This is a genomic window from Nitrosospira sp. Nsp14 (assembly GCF_900113575.1).
GTDB lineage: Bacteria > Pseudomonadota > Gammaproteobacteria > Burkholderiales > Nitrosomonadaceae > Nitrosospira.
Map to the genome: position 1 here is coordinate 163,207 of NZ_FOPV01000006.1, position 16,638 is coordinate 179,844.

The window sequence follows — 16,638 nt, forward strand, 5'->3', positions numbered from 1 at the left end:
ACCGTGGAAAGACCCCGCAAGCGAAAAAAAGTGATGAACTACTCGCGAAATCGCGGGAACTACGTAATGGCAGATAAGTGTATCAGTTCAGCGAATGGAAGCAGTATCGAGGCGGCTGGATGCGAGTTGGAAAATCAGCCCCAGCGTGTTTTATGTGTTCAGTTGACAAGCTCTTACCGGAGAATCGCTCGATCCGACTACATCCATGGTCGGCACGATAACTAAAATAAGCGCGAATAGCCCTCGTACAAGGAATAGAGGGACAACGGCCAAGATAACGTGATCATCTTCTGAGGAAATTATGAAAGCCAAACCCAACCGCGAATCCATCCAGGGCTCAAGCTCCAACTCCCAGGCGGTGCAGCCGCTTATGCCAGTGGATTGCTGGAGAAGCGCCGCCATGGGCATTACCGCGTACGTGTTCGAAGAATCGGAAACCAGCATACGCGAATCCGGCCTGGTTCCGGAATGGGTCCACTATCCATCTGAACCCGGTAACGGGGTTGCGGTGCCTGCGCATCATATTTTTCCCAATTACCTGAAGCTCTTGCGGCTTGAAAGCGGACGGTTGCGTCTCGTCGTGGACGCGCGCGCGGTGCTTAGGAGCGACCAGCTCTTCCAGCATTTTTTCGGCGCCTTGACAGCCGACGACAGTCTCTCGCTGGTCAGGGGAGAATCTGCCTGAGCAGTACGTGCCCAAGCTGGGCAAGGGATTCGGCCGGGCCCTCATAATACCGAAAACCGAGCCGATGTCTTCACAAGCTCCCATGTCTAATGGGTCCTCGTGTCACCGGTCGGGATTTTTCGGCGGGAGCAATGAGCCTGATTTTCTGTGGAACGTGCCGAACCGCCACCAGGAAAAAATCGCGCCACGCCTCGCCGCCGCCCGCCCCATCCGCTATCCACCGTCTGCGGCTAATTTGCTCATTCCCTAGTTTAATTTAATTCCTTCATAGGGATCTTTCGGCGGCTCTTTTTTAGCCGGTTCTCTCTTTGGGCTCCCGTGAGCGCTTCCCTGCGCGCTTGTTTGTCTTTCGTCCCCAGATGCTCCCCTCCCCTCGGCTGAAGCCTTCCCTTTGGCTGCGGGGGCGGATTCCCGTCCTTCGCCAGCGGTTGAATCTTTAGCGGCGGATGGACTCTGCCGGGCCGTTGTGGCGCCGTATCCATGGCTTTGGTCCGTGTATATATCTCCCGAGTCAGACGACGCCTTCCTTCTCGTTTCGCTGCCGGAGGTGCGTGTTTGGCTGGCGGACGCGTCTTTGGACTCGGGTCGCGCCTTGCCTGACGTTGCGCTTCCGTACTGGCGTTTTTGGCCGGAACTCGCGGCTTTCGACCCGGACTTGCGGGGTTGCCCGTACGGGGTACTTTTCGCGTCGCCTGGGACCCGTCCGAGCGTTGGGCCGCCATATGCACCGGCCTGACCAGAGGGCGCCGTTCTGAAGTCGTCCGGGCTTTGCCCGCCCGTTGTACCGCCCAGCGTCTCTACTCGTCCCCGCGGCATGTTTCTCGAATCGTAAGAGAACTGCCCGGGTGCGGAGCCGCCTGGTTGTGTGCCTGTTTGACCGAACGGGGCATTTCTTGGGTCGGGGGAAACCTGGCCTCGTCCTTCCCGGTGTCTTTCCTCCGGGGGAGCATGCTGCAAGTCGTAGGCAGGCACCCCTGCTGGCGTACCGCCTGGACCAGTCCCACCAAACCGACCTGACTCGGGAAGCGGACTTGTGGGTGTAACGGGGTGAAGCTGCTGCCCATTAACGGTACCCACGATACCACTTGTCAAGGCGGCAAGTAACACCGCACGGAGATTGTTAATCAACAAGGAAGTGTGTTTCATGACTGACCTCGTTTTATCCAGAATAGCGTGAAATGGTACCTGTTATATAGACTCGTTGCCACGTTGTTCCGTTCGTTTGTGCTGGAATGAACCGACGTCATAGCGACAGGGCGTGCCACCCGCCTGGATCGCTCTGCCTTGCATCAGGCTGCGCCAAATGCTGGCTCCCGTCGCATTCATTCCAAGGATAGCACCTGTTGGCGCGCAGATCCCGTTTCCGGGCCCGTCCCCCTCCATTGCGCCACCCTTGGCAAAAGTAAACCCCGCGATGGAACCGCACTCGGCGTCCTCAGATTGATTCTACCCCGCAAGCACGATCTTAAGGGGGCAAAAAAAACAGGAGGCAAGTTTCATAGCTCCCACGCCCTACGCTGAAGCCGAACATTTAGCTGGCGGTTCCTACCCCACACATTGACCAGGGCAACTTGGCGTCGGAATATTTTTGAAACGATGGACCAGCTTGCCGCCCAGCTGCGAGACCGCGATCAACCGCAAACGATCCGCGAGCGCGTTTGGCAGCAGCGCCGCCTCTTCACCTTCGATCATCACGTGCCGGAACTGGTTGACTTCTTCCGGCAAGCGATTAAAGCAGGACGAGGATGAGTTACCGTCTAACTGACGAGCTAGACCAGAGAACCGGAAATCTGGAGGACAAAAAGAAAAATGCGGTTCTGTAAAGAACCGCATGGAATGGTGCGCCCGGCAGGATTCGAACCCACGACCCCTGGGTTCGTAGTGGCCCTATAAGTATCTGATTGCTAAAGAGTCGTGTTTTCTGAAAGCACACTGAAGGTATAGTAGTCGAGATTTGATTCAGAACTGCATGGTCTATATGGGGTCAGCTCACGAATGGAAAAAATCGTATGTTAGCAAAATACATAAATGGTTACTGGCTGGCACCAACGATTAGAAGTCCGACGACAATCAGCAAGACCCCACACCATAGACGGGGCGTCATTTTTTCCTTGAGCATCATACTAGCCCCAAACGCCATGAAAAGCGGACCCAGGGCATCGAACGGGTAGAGATAGCTCAGCTCGACCCGTGATAACAGCTCCAGCCATAGGAAGAACCAGAGCGTCATCAGACCGAGACCATAGGCGAATGGCGCAGCCCGCTTCCAGGTGGAAGTTTCTGATCCGTCCACCGTGCTATTCAACGCATGCTTGAGAAAAATCTGCCCTCCGACCACAAGGGCTTGGGAGAGGATAACGAGAACGAAGAACCCGCTAGTCACACTCGTTCCTCAATCCGACAATAAGCTTCTGCAATCACCCAGACCCCCAAGAGAACAATACCAATTCCGACAGCGCGCATTGAGCTGATCATTTCACCCAGAAAAAGATAGCTGGCCAGCGGGACAAAAACATGTTCAATGTTAACCAGATTAAAAGCGATGTTGAGGGGAAGAACCTTAAGTACCTTCAACCAAAAAACAAAGCTGATGATGAAACAAAGAATTCCCGCCCAGACCCATCCCGAGACAAGTGCCGGCATCTCTAGCCAACTCAATGTATTAAGTAGATTCTGTGTGTTGTCTACCCCCTTTTTCAAACAAACCACGGACGCAGTAACAAACAGGGCGCAGCATAGGACCCCCCAGTAGGGCAACGCGCCTTTCACACTCGCTGGGGATTGAATCGGGGTCATCGTGAATCCAGAAAATTAGCGAACTTCAGTAAAACCGGATCATACCGCGTCGGCTCGGGATGGAGATCAGCTGTTAAAAAAAATAAATTGACTATCGGGGAAACATGCCGATCTATAGATAGAGCCTGAGCGGGTTAAAGCATTAACGTGGATTTTATGTATAGACTGAATTTATGGTATACAAAAAGAGAAATGCGGTTTTGCAAGAGCCGCATGGGAATGGCCCACCCGGCAGAATTCGAACCCACGACCCCTTGGTCCGTAGCCGTTAGTCTAGCAAGAGATTTATTATTAAGTTTCAGTAAGTTATGAATGTAGAACTGTGTTATAAAATCAAGCTTTATTACTTGATACGGAACTTGTTTCTAATTGCGAGGAGCAGTAAGAAAATCAGTACAGCGGATAACAAAGTCTGAAAAATACCAACCAAAACTATGACGTCGGGCATGTTCGGCATGGAAGGGGTTCCTCCATAAAGACAACTGTAACTCTGCTCCAGCTTGTTCGATCTCCCCAGCCCAGTAACAACCAATCCATTGTGAACCGCGAGGAACATCGCAGCGAAGATTTGGGTACATGAGCCGCCTCGATCCTGTTGGATTCCTTCAATATTAAATTGGTAAGAAAAGTAAAAACAAGTACATGCAATCATGAGCAGGACTAGACCCACAAGAGGGCCAAGGACTGAACGCCCAAAGTCGGACGTCTGCTCATAGAGAAGACCCATCCAGTATCGGACGCCACCGGGCCAAAGCGGTTTCCCCCGAGAGTAATTATTCCAAATCGGGAACTGAAAATCTTCTACATTCCTCAGGGATTTAATCTCCTGAGCAAAAAATTCCAGCTCCCTTTCATGATCATGAGCTTGGATAGCTAGACGTTTAAGCGCGCGCCATCTCGCCGGAAATTCAATCGTCGGCTCCCGTGAAACGGAGACACAAAATTGCGACTCATCAAAGCTGGGCGCTTCCGAGAAATGGGCTTGACGGAAGTCAGGAGGCAAATGGAACGTTACCTGACTAAGTGCAAAAAGGCTCTGTGCTCTTATGCCAACGAAAGCGACGTCCCGGCAGAAAGTGGCTTTATTGAAAGAAGTAGATCCGTCAAAGGTTGCTTGTGAAAAATTCGACATGCCTCCAAACTTGACGTCATCAAATTCTACCAACCGTTTGAATAGTGCGGAGTTGAACACAACATCTTGTTCAAAACGTGCCTTAGCAAAGCTGGCGTCTCCGGAAAATAGCGCGTCCCTGAACTTGGCATCTTTCTTAAAACTAGACCCGTGAAACGCTACATCGCTTGCAAACTTCGTCCTTTCAAAAGATATCAAGCCGCATTGAATGTGTGTGAAGTCAGAGCGGTCACCAAATTTACAGTCGAAAAACTCGGCATCGGCAATCTGCGAACCAGTGAAGCTTGCACCGGATTCAAACTTAGAATGTTGAAATGCTACGGCTTGATGGAATCTAGTGTTAAAGAAGGAGGCGTTGTATTCAAACACTGCACCTATAAACCAGGACAATTGCTTAAATTCTGCCCCCGCAAAAATTGCCTGGACGAACCGCGCACGAAGGAATGAGGTAGCATCTTCAAATAGCGTTTGGCTAAAATCGCTCACCCCGCCGAAGGTTACACTATTAAAACGACAGGAGAGAATTGAAGAATCGAAAGTCACCATCCCAAACGAAGCATTCTGAAAAGTCCCTTTTATCCGCGCCTGATCGAAAAATGACTGGCCGCCGCTAAATTGTGCATCTTCAAAATTAACATGCTGTAAAAACTGTGAATGGGTGAAATGAGCGTCTTCCTGAAAAAGAGCTCTACGGAAGCTGCTACCGCCAGCAAAAACGGTGCGTTGAAAATGTGCGGGACCAGAAAATGTTACGCTCTCGAAACTGGCGAAATGGTGAAATAAAGCAAGCTCGAAATTAGCATTTCTATGAAACGCAACTTCCCGAAAGATTACAGGCCCCGGAAAAATAAAACCTGACAAGTCAGCATTGCTTCCGAAGGAATGATTGGAAAAGTCGGCTGAGGCGCAGGACAACCAGTCGATGGTTGCTTGATTAGCTCCCACCGGTATTCCGTCTTGGTCACTGTTGAGCCTCCATTCCTCTTTTGCCTCCAGTTCGGCTCGATCTGATAAGCAGCGCTGTGCCCAGTTATTCCATTCATCTCTACCTTTTCCAAATAACCCATAACTTTCACTCTTATCCACTTTTGTTTTCTCGCCCAATACAGAGCTCCACATAGACTGGAGCTAACGATTCCTTAGATGTCGATCTCTGAGCTCAACACGCTGACGGCATTCCGATAATTTTTTACTTTCTCGCACTGCCGTGCAATTTCCGCCTTCAGCAAATCATGTCCATGAATAACACGTTTTTCGTACGTTCGCCAGTCCACGCCTTGGCCACTTCGACTGGCAAACCGTGTAAGTGGACGGCCTTCATACTGCCAGAAGAGCTGGACTGCTTGCCGGTACCGCAGCGGTATCATCAAGAGCGAGCTGCGAGAGCAGCGGTGGAGATGGCCGAGCAGGCCCGGCCAGCGCTGTCGCCGTTCCTGTTCTGCAACCGCAAGGGGGAAGGGTATCTCGATGAGGAGACCGGCAACTGCCACGGCTGGGACAGCATGTGGGGTCGGTTCATGGATTGGGTACTGAAAGAGACAAGGGTCAGCGACTGGTTCACCGAGCACGATCTGCGAGCCAAGCGCGCCTCCGCTATGGATTCCTGGAGCATGCTGGGACGCTGCTATTGCCTGCAGAGACGCCCGCACAGCAGAGGCGATTTACCGGCGCAAACCCGAGCCGGTTAGACCGCTAAAATGAAAATCTATAGCACAACTCGATTCTATAGCACAAAAAGAAAATGCGGCCCCGTGAAGAACCGCATGGAATGGCGCGCCCGGCAGGATTCGAACCCACGACCCCTTGGTTCGTAGCAAGTTAATAAGAGATGAACTAATAAACTACTTTGGACGCTAGTGGACTTGCTAGAACATATATTTTGTTTGTTTTCCGATTGTTACTTATCGCTTTTCAGGATATAGTTCGTCCATTACGGTGCAATGAGATTCGATAAAAGCCACTGACGGGTTTACCCATGGGTTTACCCATAGGAATTGATGGACTTAGGTATGGCAAGGTATCCAAGGGGCAAAAAAGGTAGCAAGTGGACCGTTAAAGAACTGGATGCCGTTAAGGCAGAATGGAAAGGTGACACGTTAAATGACGGTGGCGGACTATCTGGCGAAGTTCGCCTTAATTCGGGAAGTGTCTCTATTGTTTTTCGCTACGCTTTCAAATGGCAGGGAAAAGTGGCTTGGCATTATTGTGGCACTTACCCAACTGTTGATATGGCAGTCATTCGCGAAGAACGCGATAAAGCACGTGATTTAGTTAAGTCAGGCGTTGACCCTCGAGTCCACAAGGTCGCGGTCAAAATCGAAGCTCAAGCGGCCATTCTGGAGATCATTCGTGTCGATGAGCAAAAGCGCGCCGACGCCCTCACCTTTAATGATCTTTATGGCATTTGGATTAAAGACGGGGTGAGCCGTAGCGATGGCAACAAGTACATTAGGCAGTCATTCGGCAAGCATGCCATTCCTGTACTGGGTGATATCGAAGTACGGCATTTGACCGAGAATCATTTGCGTGATGTTTATCGGCGGATCATTGCCGCCGGAAAGACGGCAACAGCGGTCGAGTTATCGAAGGACATCGGACAAATGCTGCGGTGGGCGGAAAGGCGCAAGCCTTGGCGTGCCTTACTGATCGATGGCAATCCTGCAGAGCTGGTGGACATCAAACAACTTGTCCCAAAGGGCTACACCAAAGAGCGGAAAAGGCAGTTGAGCATCGGCGAAATCATTCAGCTGAAACGCATATTTGATGCGACAGCTCAAATTTATGCAAACCGTTCTCGAAAATGTGGCATTGAACGCCTCTTGAAAAACGAATCGCAAATTGCGCTATGGTTGTGCTTAGGAACGCTCTGCCGCATAGGTGAATTGCTAAAGACTGAGTGGAAGCATGTCAACTTTGAGCAGCGAACATGGTTTATTCCGGCAGCAAATACCAAGGGTGAACACGGTAAAAAACGCGAGCAGCTTATTTACCTGTCCGAGTTTACACTCGATCAATTCAAACAATTGCACGCTCTAACGGGTGACAGCGATTGGGCATTTCCAGCACGCAATAAAGAGGGTCACGTGTGCGAAAAAACTGTCAGTAAGCAAGTGGGTGATAGGCAAGTGAAATTCAAGCAACGCAGCCGAAAGCTGAAATGCCGAGTTGAAAATAACAGTCTTGTAATCGGAGACGAAGAGTGGACACCGCACGACTTGCGAAGAACGGGGTCAACCCTCATGCAAAAACTTAAAATCAACCGTGACATAATTAACCTCTGCCAGAATCATGTAATTGGATCGAAAATTGACCGAGTCTATTTGCTTGACGAATATACTGACGAAAAACGTGAGGCATGGAAGATGCTCGGCGATAAATTGGAAGAAATTCTAAGGTGCGATGAATAAACCCCAGCTGATCAGAATGCTATCCACTGAGATTCTTTAGGAGATGTCCTGCTCCGCAATGTTGCCATACTGAACCCTATCCACATTACGCGGCCGATGGGCGATTTGGCATATGTGATGGAGACAACCTCGGCTGACTGAAGAAATTATCGCATTTTTTCGACCAGACGTTCGTAGGGTGTTTGTCCGCCCAACCGCCATATCGTAAGCTTCCCCGTCAAGTAGACAGTTCAGAAGTAGAATTCTTCCCTGCGAGCAATCTCTCACGGAACACAGCCGGGGGCAGGCTTCCCAGCGCGTCATGAGGTCGTTCTTCGTTGTAGCTTTGTAGCCATTGGTGCGTGATTTCTCGCACCTCATCAAGTGACGTAAATAGCCAATTGTTGAGCACTTCCGTCCGATATAATCGGTTGAAACGCTCGATGAAAGCATTTTGATTCGGCTTGCCCGGCTGGATGAAACGCAGTTCAATGCCTTTGTCCTGGCACCAGTCGGCCAAGTACTGCGAGGTCAGTTCCGGGCCATTGTCGAGCCGTATCGCTTTGGGCAACCCGCGCCAAGCCTCAAGCTGCTGTAATGTTCGCACGACGCGTTGCGCGGGCAGACTGGTGTCGATCTCGATAGCCAACGCCTCTCGTACGCTTTCATCCAGGATATTCAATGTGCGGAATCGCCGGCCCTGGTAGAGGCTGTCGCTCATGAAGTCCAGCGACCAGACTTCATTGGGCCGCTGCGGTGCATCCAGCGGCTGCATTGGTCTGATCAATCGTCTCTTCGTACGACGCGGCAGATTGAGCTTCATGGCGCAATACACCCGCCAGACTCGCTTGTGGTTCCAAGGATGACCTTTAAGCCGCAGTCGGTCATGGCATTTCCAGAATCCCCAACGGCCATGCTTGGCAACAATCGCATTGAGCGCCTCAATCACCGGCGCATCCCGCACTGCAAGCTTGTTCTCGTCCCGGTAATACGCCGCCCGTGACAGGTTCACCAGTTGGCAGGATTGTTTGATCGACAGCTTCTGATCACCCGCCAAGCGCAAAACCACATCCCGGCGCTCAGACGGCGCTACAGCTTTTTTAATACCGCCTTGATCGCCTCATTCTCCAAGGCCAGGTTCGCGTACATGCGCTTGAGCTGACTGTTCTCCGCTTCCAGCTCCTTTACACGCACCAACTCGGAAACCTCAAGCCCACCATATTTGGCTTTCCACTTATAGTACGTTGCCGAACTGATCCCATGCTTGCGCCAGATCTCGTTAACAGCAACGCCGCTGTCCGCTTCCTTCAATATCCCAACAATCTGGCTTTCCGTAAATCTCGATTTCTTCATTTGAACCTCCAGCTAAAATCCTGCCAGAAAGTTCTACTTTTTGCGCGTCTCCTAAATGGGGAAGCTTACGATATGGCCGGTGGTAGTTATAGAAAGTCTCGCATTCAGCCAATTTGGCGTGAAGGTCGACATCGTCTGTATAGGCCAGTAGTTGGTAGAACTCGCGCTGATCTGTTCCATGCGAGCGCTCCACTTTGCCGTTCAATCGCGGCGTTCTCGGCTTTATGTAGGAATGGCGTATCCCCCAGATCGTCCAGGTGCCAGTGGAACTTGACCTGGACTTCGTGGCCGTTATCGGTGCGAATGGTATTTATTCGGAATGGGAACCTGGCAATGACGTAATCTACAAAGTCGATCGCGTTCTGCTGCGTATGCCTTCATAAATCTTCAAAGCACGAATGCGGGTCGCGTCATCAATAGCTGTGTATTGGAAGTACCGAATCTTGTGGCCTTCCTGAGTTTTAAGATCAAGGAATTTCACGTCGACTTGCACGTGGTGCCCAGGTACCTGCTTGCGCTGCCGGTCAGGCAGGCGATTCAGGCCCTGGCGCTTTGATACCTTGTAAACCCCGCCAGCAGATATCCTGATATCGTGATAACGAGCCAGATACCAACTGATCCTTACCTGGCCGAAGTGATAGGTTGCGGCGCAGATATAGTAGGTTTCTCTTGAAATCCCAAAATGCCTGCAGGTGAACGCTACGTTGCCAGAGCCGGCAGCATGTTCGAACACCTTCAGTTTGCGGAAAATGAATCAACCTCCAATCTATCTTTTGACTTCACTTTCTTTGGAACATGAAGGAACTAAAACTGCATCGAAGCTAATAGATCCTACGGCTTGCAAACATAGCTTACCTTCCGGACCAGAATGGTCTACAGCAATCTCGTATATAAATCTGGCACATCGGGGGTTTGTAGGATCTATTTGGGTACTTACGATTCGCGAATAAGAGGAGGAGCTGTCGTTCTGAACACTAATCCTTTCAATTATGCCTGTATCCAAACACTTTACTGTCTCGAGTTTTTGTCTACAACCGGGGTGGGTATTAGTAAGGGGAGAGAAGAAGCGTTGATCATGAATGTGAATTATAACTTTATCGCATTGTGGCTGTTGGATCTCAGTTTGTGCGAAAGCAATTCCCGATGTAGGGATGGCAAGTGTCGCTATATAAGCTAAACAGGATAGTTGAAAATATCGATATGTACTACCTCGACTAAAAGCAGCATGGCGGCGGCCGTTTATATGAGAATGAGTGAACGAGTTATTTTTCAAGTGAAAATGGATTCCGATCAATGCACCATTCTCCCTAGGTTCAGAGCGGAGAATATGGTATGGCTTTTGGTCACGCATCATGCCGGTCTAGTTAGGCAATCTCCGGCAGTTCTTTTCAAACGGCGCAATACATCTTTCCCTGATGAGTGCGGTTAGGATTGTAGCTGTGCAGCCAGTCATCCAGATCGATTTGTGGATCCTCAGTTGACCTATAACTTGCATAGCAACTTAATATCTAGTGCCACGGAACAGATTGGTTATTGTTTTTGCTGCATCACTAGTAACACAGCAAAGACCATCTCCCATTCCATCTACATCTCTGTTTTTATAGCAGGCCGCATTTAGATCAGTGATCTTTCCCGCCGTTAAAGTTACATCTTGATACCAGGTCTGTAGAGGTTTCCCTGCCGCACTAGCAAATACTTCAAGTTCGCATAATGGGAGAGATAGAAGACATTCGCATCTTACGGAGATTTTTTCATTCTTTTCTGATGTGATTGTTTCACCATGACTTCCCTGGGAAAATAGCAAAACAAATACCCCATAAAAAATATAGATATTAAATCTCATAATTTTCATTATTAATATTTAAGATGAGTTATGAATGTATCGTACGTTGAATCAGAAATATTCTCACCTTGCAGCTCGGACCAACTATTTGGACACTTTCAAACCACTTTCTACCGCATTCTGTACCGCGCGAATAGCAAAGATATTTGCGTCATGATTTGGATCGCTTACCTCTTTGAATTCAGACCCTTCTCCCCATGTAATAATGGGTTTATTGGGCTCATTACTTGTAATTCGTAATGTGTAAACACCTGAAAGTTTTCTCCTTTCTGCGGTATCAAATATAGTAATCGTGTCGCACACTATTTTCCCCCCCGCATCCAATCGGTCTATCCCGCTTGAACCCTGCCGAGTGTAGTTTCCTCTATATGTCACAGACAGCAGAGCGACATTATTCTCTAGCTTTGCTGAGATACTGGTTATTTCTACAGTCGCATCAAAGTCATTACCTTGGCAACCTTTCCACTGTGGCGTTCCTCCGCCTCCGATGCCCCCGCCCATAAAGCCCAACATCATAGGCAAGGCATCCAAAGGGTCTAACGGACCTACCGGCCAATACCTTTCTTCGGAAGCACTTCCTGTTTTAATCTTCTGAACAGCGCCCATTTCTTCAAACGGTCCTGCGTGAATGGCGAAGGAAAGGCTCCAAAGCACAAATGTGAAAAATCTCTTGTCGTAGAGCATAATAACTTCCCCCTAAAAATATTTCGCCGCAGATCTATAGCATCTACTGCAAGGATACCCGGGTAATGGGACAATTGCCGCCAAATGCCGGCCCAACTGTGTTGATTATGCTCATTCCATTCTTTGCTTGGATGCTAATACTAAATATTGAGTTTTGGAGAGTCTCCCGACCTTCCGTGATCTCTTTCTGGTTATTGAGTGCAATTGTTCCCCCCGAGTTAACGACATCAGGTTTAAAGCCGCGGTAATCGAGCGTTGCAGCAATTCTCGCGTTACCAGCCTGATCAGGCTGACTCACCGATACTCCTAAGAATCCCGGATTGAACTTTGTCGTCTGCGAATCAGGTCCAAATCTTGCAACAATCGCATTCTCCACAGATACGAAATCAGCTAAACGTATTCGGCCCTTGAGGTTTACAGCTATGCCATACAGAACATCGGTCGATCTAATTTTCCCTTGGGTATCCGTAATGTCGTATTTTGTATACGAACAATCTAGTGTGAGAGTATCCGCGGTGATTATATCCTCGAGGTAAAGGATCCCTAGATCGTTTGGAGGGATGTATCCGCAATCATCGTTCAATACACATTGCTCAATGGCGTTAACCAGATTGCTTCGAACTCCATTTATCTTCGTCAGAACTGGTTTATAAAATCTATCGTAGATCTCTTGAAAGCTGTTCTTATAATTGGTGATTCGATTCAAGGCAAAATCTATCTTTGCCAGTTGCTCGAAATAACTATTCAAGCTTTCGAGTTTTGATATATCAGCTATTTTTATTTTTGCACCAAATGCAGAATTACTAATCAGTAAATACTCGTATGGGGCAGATTTAGACTGGGTAAAGCTTGATCCGAGTGACGTCAAGGAAGTAAGGATCGCTTTGATGTCTTCTGGATTATTTGACGCGGCAATTTTTAAAGCATCAGAAACTCCACTGCCACCTCGTGACTCGAAGGAAATCTTCATTGTTCCCAACTTTGATGCAGTATCAACAATGTTTTTCCATTTCAACGTCAATTCGTCACTTGCCTCTACCTTTACAGCCTCGATAGCTCCAGAAGCTGAAAATGTGGATTTGTACAAATTCTCAAGTGAAGTTTTCGAAGTGCGTCCGAGATCAGTGATCATGATAATGGCGGAAACCATGGACTGCCGACTCTCAGCTACAACTGTATGAGTGCCACAGCGTGTCCTAAATTCTTCATGGTTTCCAGCCAAAATATACTGGTCAAACGGTTGCTTCAGCTTGTACTCGCGCAATCCCTTGCGGCCGTAATAACTGACTGCCTTTACCACAATTGCGAGTGTGCGAGATTCATCGCGAGCAAAATCTTGATATTTGGAGTTGAGCTGCAAAGATGCCCCTGCTTTCAGCGCCGCTATCGAGACATCTCCTTTTGCTTTGTAATCGACATCAAGCTCCAGCGTCTTAGCGAGACTTTTGTAGTCCGAAACCAGCTCAATTGTCGAGCTTGTTTGAGTCGCCCCGGAGGAATCAAGCCATTTAATATCTTCTTCGTTGAAATTCATGCAGGTGAATCTCTGCTGATTGATCAAATCAATGTCTATTCCAGAGCCGATCGTGATCGGAGATGCTGTACTATATGGGAGTCGAAGTGACCGAAGATCTTGGGCCTGTGCCTCAGAAAACCACGATATCGACCCGGCAAGCACACATAGAAACTTGATGGGATATGTCATTTCGCTGCTCCTGGAGCAGTATCCACAACCCGTCCCCACTTCCAATCTCCTCGATTGCCTTGACGCCCATCGCGTCCCCAAGCACCGACAGGACCAGTTTTTCCATCAACTCCAGGACGTCCGGGTGATCCCGCACCCCCGCAGCTTCCCGGACCGTTCCATCTAATCGGACCCCAATCCTTTTGTGCGCCACCGCACCCTGGCGCTCCCCCTTGTCCCCCCTTGCCGCCAAAGCCCGGGTCTCCTCCAAACCCTGGTTCACCGCCAGCCCCCCCTTCATTTTTCATTCCAAAGTCCGAGGGGGGCGTTCCGTTTTGGGTAGTAATGTATATGAATAAATTGCCACCATCTCCGCCATCACCACCATCCCCACCCCGACCGCCATCTCCTCCATTACCTCCATTGCCGCCATTGCCGCCGTTTCCGCCATTACTTGCGCCATGAAATTCGTTCGCATTCCCCCCCTGCCCACCGCTACCCCCGTTACCCCCATCGCCGCCATCACGACCCCGTCCACCTTTTGAACCTTTACCCCCGTCGCCACCAACCGCCGTTAAATATACTGATGAATTAGGCGCAAAGCTGCCGGCGCGAAGGCTAATCGTAGATGATGTGATACCGCTGCGTCCAATATCACCGGATCGACCCGCAGGTCCATGCTGACCATCTCCCCCCCCACCACCATCGCCCCCTCTGTCACTACCCCAGTCTCCGTGTAAATCAGTCTGAGCATTTCTTCCCCTGTTCCCATCTCCGCCATTGCCTCCAGAATTCATCTTTACAGCTTGATAAATGACTGGGTCGGATGCCGCATCCTCCCCCTTGGCGCGGCGCGTACTTTCGATCTTGATTGGTCCAGAAGCTAGAGTGGCGATTTTTATTTCGAGGGCTGACTTTGACATCAGCACGGCTTCGTCGGCAAATATCATCTTGTCGCAGTTTATCGAAATGGTTTTTGGGGCTGCTCTGAGATCAGTATCAGTCGGATGAAGAAGCTCAACTCTCCCTCTGATGTACAAAGTATTTGCGTCTTTAGAGCATTCAATTTTCTCGAGAGTATAGGGGGAGCCGGAGGCGTCAAAAGTCGTCTGAGCCGGAACATTTTGCGCTGAAGCTAATTCGTTCACACCTACTAAGGCAATCACCACAAGCGGCGGCAAACCAACCCTAAAAGACATCAATGCTATTCTCATGTTATCTCCCAAATGAAACGCTAAAATTCAACCAGATCTTTTGAACAATGGGGAAAGGAATAACCCAGTTAGCGGGCGCAAGCTCGAATGCCGCGTGGTAAATTGTTTGTCGAACAGTGAACGATAGGGTGAATGCGAGCTTGCGTTCATCCAAGAAACTTTGTGAAGATGGACCCGTAATTCGTACTCACCTAGGAGGGGGCCGAGTGGAGCTATGTTTATGAGAAATCGGTAGGCCACCCGTATGCAGGGAGGCTATAAAGAGCCCGTTACCTTTTATTTATGGGGCAGGTATATCACAGAAAGTTCTGCCATCTTTATTCCTTGTTATTAAGGACTATGATTTGTTTCGCGCTTTAGAGCTAAATTTACAATACCTCAAAATCAAACTCATGAATAAATATAGCACTAAAAATATGTGACGGAAAAAAATTGCACACAATCTACCTAATTTCCACGGAAATCATTTATTCATAAGAAGATTGGAGAATTTCTATATACGTTCTGAATAAAGCGTATTGACCCCAAAGTGCACAGAAGTCCATATTGTGAATTAACATTTATTTCTCTGAAGTCGGGCCTTTCTCCATGCGCTATGGACAGTTTCTTTGATTCGTTAATGGTGGTTTGAAATGTGTTGACGTCGATTCTTGTTAGCGCCGCTGTAATACTGACCCACTGAGCCGGAGTAAAACTGACCCACCTGGGCGAATATGGTGGCTTTTTGGCTGCCGATTATGTTGACTCAGGAGGAAGCAGTGGAAATCAAGGTATTGATGCGGCGAGGTGCTGGAATTCGCGAGATGGCGCGTGAGCTGAGGTGCTCGCGCAATACGGTCCGGCGTTATCTACGGGAGGCGGGCGCCGGGCGGTATGGACCGAGGCTGGCGCGCCCGACCAAGCTTGATCCGTACAAGGATTATTTGCTGGAACGGATCGATGCCGCACGGCCGCACTGGATTCCGGCGGTAGTGTTGCTTCGAGAGATAAAAGAGCGTGGCTATCCTGGCGGTATAACGCAGCTTAAGGAATTTCTTAAGCTCCATCGGCAGACAAAATTGGAGCCGGTGGTTCGATTCGAGACGGCGCCCGGCAAACAGATGCAGGTCGACTTCACTCACATTCGCCGCGGTCGCGATCCCTTATTGGCATTTGTCGCCACATTGGGTTACAGCCGGGCCAGCTGGGTTTGCTTTACCAGCAATGAACGTGCCGATACGCTGTGCGCCTGTCTTGAGCGGGCATTTGGATATTTTGGTGGCGTTCCCGAGCATGTCTTGTTTGATAATGCCGGAACAGTTGTGATCGAGCGGGATGCCTATGGAGAAGGCCGGCACCGCTGGCATGGCCAGATGCTGGCATTGGCCGACACCTATGGCTTTACCCCGCGCTTATGCCGTCCCTACCGAGCCAAGACCAAGGGCAAGGTTGAACGTTTCAACGGTTATCTGAAGGGCAGCTTCTGTGTGCCCCTGGCCGCGACGCTGCGCCAGGCGGGACTGCGCCTGGATGTAGAAGCGGCCAACGCGCATGTTGGGCGTTGGTTAACGGAAGTGGCCAACACCCGCCTACATGGCACCACGGGAGAGCGCCCAGACCGGCGCATGACTCTGGAACGCCATGCTCTGCTGCCATTGCCCGAGCCCGGCCGGACCATTGCCCCTGTTAGCCCAAGGCATTTGCAGCCAATACCCGTTGAGAGCCTGCAACATCCCTTGTCGGTCTATAACGCATTGCTGGAGGCTCGGGCATGAACCTGCAGCAGGAACGAATTGCCATGTTGTGTAACGTACTCAAGCTTGATCGTATCGGAAGCGAATGGCCAGCCATCGCACAATGGGCTGCGGCTCAGGATAACAGC

Annotated in this window: 15 protein-coding genes and 2 pseudogenes; 4 read left to right on the top strand and 13 right to left on the bottom strand. The window is 49.8% G+C overall.

Features of this window, described 5'->3' with window-relative positions:
• The first annotated feature begins 301 nt into the window (after nt 1–301).
• Nucleotides 302–685 (top strand): hypothetical protein, encoded by a 384-nt coding sequence (locus BM022_RS05840; RefSeq protein WP_091137640.1) that lies wholly within the window; start codon nt 302–304, stop codon nt 683–685.
• Between the two features lie 246 nt (nt 686–931).
• Here BM022_RS05840 and BM022_RS05845 read toward each other — a convergent pair whose 3' ends face one another.
• The 5 genes from BM022_RS05845 to BM022_RS05865 form a co-directional block, all read right to left on the bottom strand.
• Entirely contained in the window at nt 932–1,831 is a 900-nt protein-coding gene (locus BM022_RS05845) for a hypothetical protein (RefSeq protein WP_091137642.1), read from the bottom strand.
• 399 nt (nt 1,832–2,230) lie between these two features.
• The gene (locus tag BM022_RS15430) at nt 2,231–2,518 is read right to left on the bottom strand and encodes a hypothetical protein (protein WP_177191631.1); all 288 of its coding nucleotides are present in this window, start codon (nt 2,516–2,518) and stop codon (nt 2,231–2,233) included.
• A 199-nt stretch (nt 2,519–2,717) separates the two neighbouring features.
• The gene (locus BM022_RS05855; RefSeq protein WP_091137645.1) at nt 2,718–3,068 is read right to left on the bottom strand and encodes an EamA family transporter; all 351 of its coding nucleotides are present in this window, start codon (nt 3,066–3,068) and stop codon (nt 2,718–2,720) included.
• Nucleotides 3,065–3,481, bottom strand: a complete 417-nt coding sequence (locus tag BM022_RS05860; protein ID WP_091137647.1) for an EamA family transporter — start codon at nt 3,479–3,481, stop codon at nt 3,065–3,067. The genes BM022_RS05855 and BM022_RS05860 overlap by 4 nt, the downstream gene beginning before the upstream one ends.
• Nucleotides 3,482–3,824: 343 nt before the next feature.
• Nucleotides 3,825–5,717: a pentapeptide repeat-containing protein gene (locus BM022_RS05865; RefSeq protein ID WP_177191632.1), complete on the bottom strand. Its 1,893-nt coding sequence runs from the start codon at nt 5,715–5,717 to the stop codon at nt 3,825–3,827.
• Between the two features lie 134 nt (nt 5,718–5,851).
• Between BM022_RS05865 and BM022_RS15115 the strand changes: the two genes are divergently transcribed.
• Together BM022_RS15115 and BM022_RS05880 are read left to right on the top strand one after the other, a co-directional pair.
• The gene (locus BM022_RS15115; protein ID WP_143079535.1) at nt 5,852–6,301 is read left to right on the top strand and encodes a site-specific integrase; all 450 of its coding nucleotides are present in this window, start codon (nt 5,852–5,854) and stop codon (nt 6,299–6,301) included.
• A gap of 309 nt (nt 6,302–6,610) precedes the next feature.
• Nucleotides 6,611–8,020, top strand: a complete 1,410-nt coding sequence (locus BM022_RS05880; protein WP_091137653.1) for a tyrosine-type recombinase/integrase — start codon at nt 6,611–6,613, stop codon at nt 8,018–8,020.
• 217 nt (nt 8,021–8,237) lie between these two features.
• Here BM022_RS05880 and BM022_RS05885 read toward each other — a convergent pair.
• The 8 genes and pseudogenes from BM022_RS05885 to BM022_RS15440 form a co-directional block, all read right to left on the bottom strand.
• Nucleotides 8,238–9,352, bottom strand: a pseudogene (locus BM022_RS05885) (IS3 family transposase).
• A gap of 70 nt (nt 9,353–9,422) precedes the next feature.
• Nucleotides 9,423–10,103: pseudogene (locus BM022_RS05890) on the bottom strand (DDE-type integrase/transposase/recombinase); the annotation flags it as partial.
• 750 nt (nt 10,104–10,853) lie between these two features.
• A complete protein-coding gene (locus tag BM022_RS15120) occupies nt 10,854–11,195 on the bottom strand; it encodes a hypothetical protein (RefSeq protein ID WP_143079536.1) in 342 nt (113 codons plus the stop codon).
• Nucleotides 11,196–11,279: 84 nt separating this feature from the next.
• Nucleotides 11,280–11,879, bottom strand: coding sequence for a hypothetical protein (locus BM022_RS05895; RefSeq protein WP_091137654.1), 600 nt, complete (start codon nt 11,877–11,879; stop codon nt 11,280–11,282).
• 43 nt (nt 11,880–11,922) lie between these two features.
• A complete protein-coding gene (locus tag BM022_RS05900; protein ID WP_091137655.1) occupies nt 11,923–13,413 on the bottom strand; it encodes a hypothetical protein in 1,491 nt (496 codons plus the stop codon).
• Nucleotides 13,414–13,525: 112 nt separating this feature from the next.
• Entirely contained in the window at nt 13,526–13,864 is a 339-nt protein-coding gene (locus tag BM022_RS05905; protein WP_091137657.1) for a hypothetical protein, read from the bottom strand.
• Nucleotides 13,865–13,867: 3 nt separating this feature from the next.
• Complete coding sequence (locus tag BM022_RS15435; protein ID WP_177191633.1) at nt 13,868–14,128, bottom strand: hypothetical protein; 261 nt, start codon at nt 14,126–14,128, stop codon at nt 13,868–13,870.
• A 9-nt stretch (nt 14,129–14,137) separates the two neighbouring features.
• Complete coding sequence (locus tag BM022_RS15440) at nt 14,138–14,317, bottom strand: hypothetical protein (protein ID WP_177191634.1); 180 nt, start codon at nt 14,315–14,317, stop codon at nt 14,138–14,140.
• 1,197 nt (nt 14,318–15,514) lie between these two features.
• On the opposite strand from BM022_RS15440, the gene istA reads away from it, so the two are divergent.
• Nucleotides 15,515–16,531, top strand: a complete 1,017-nt coding sequence (gene istA, locus BM022_RS05915) for an IS21 family transposase (protein ID WP_091136538.1) — start codon at nt 15,515–15,517, stop codon at nt 16,529–16,531.
• The last annotated feature ends 107 nt before the right edge of the window (nt 16,532–16,638 follow it).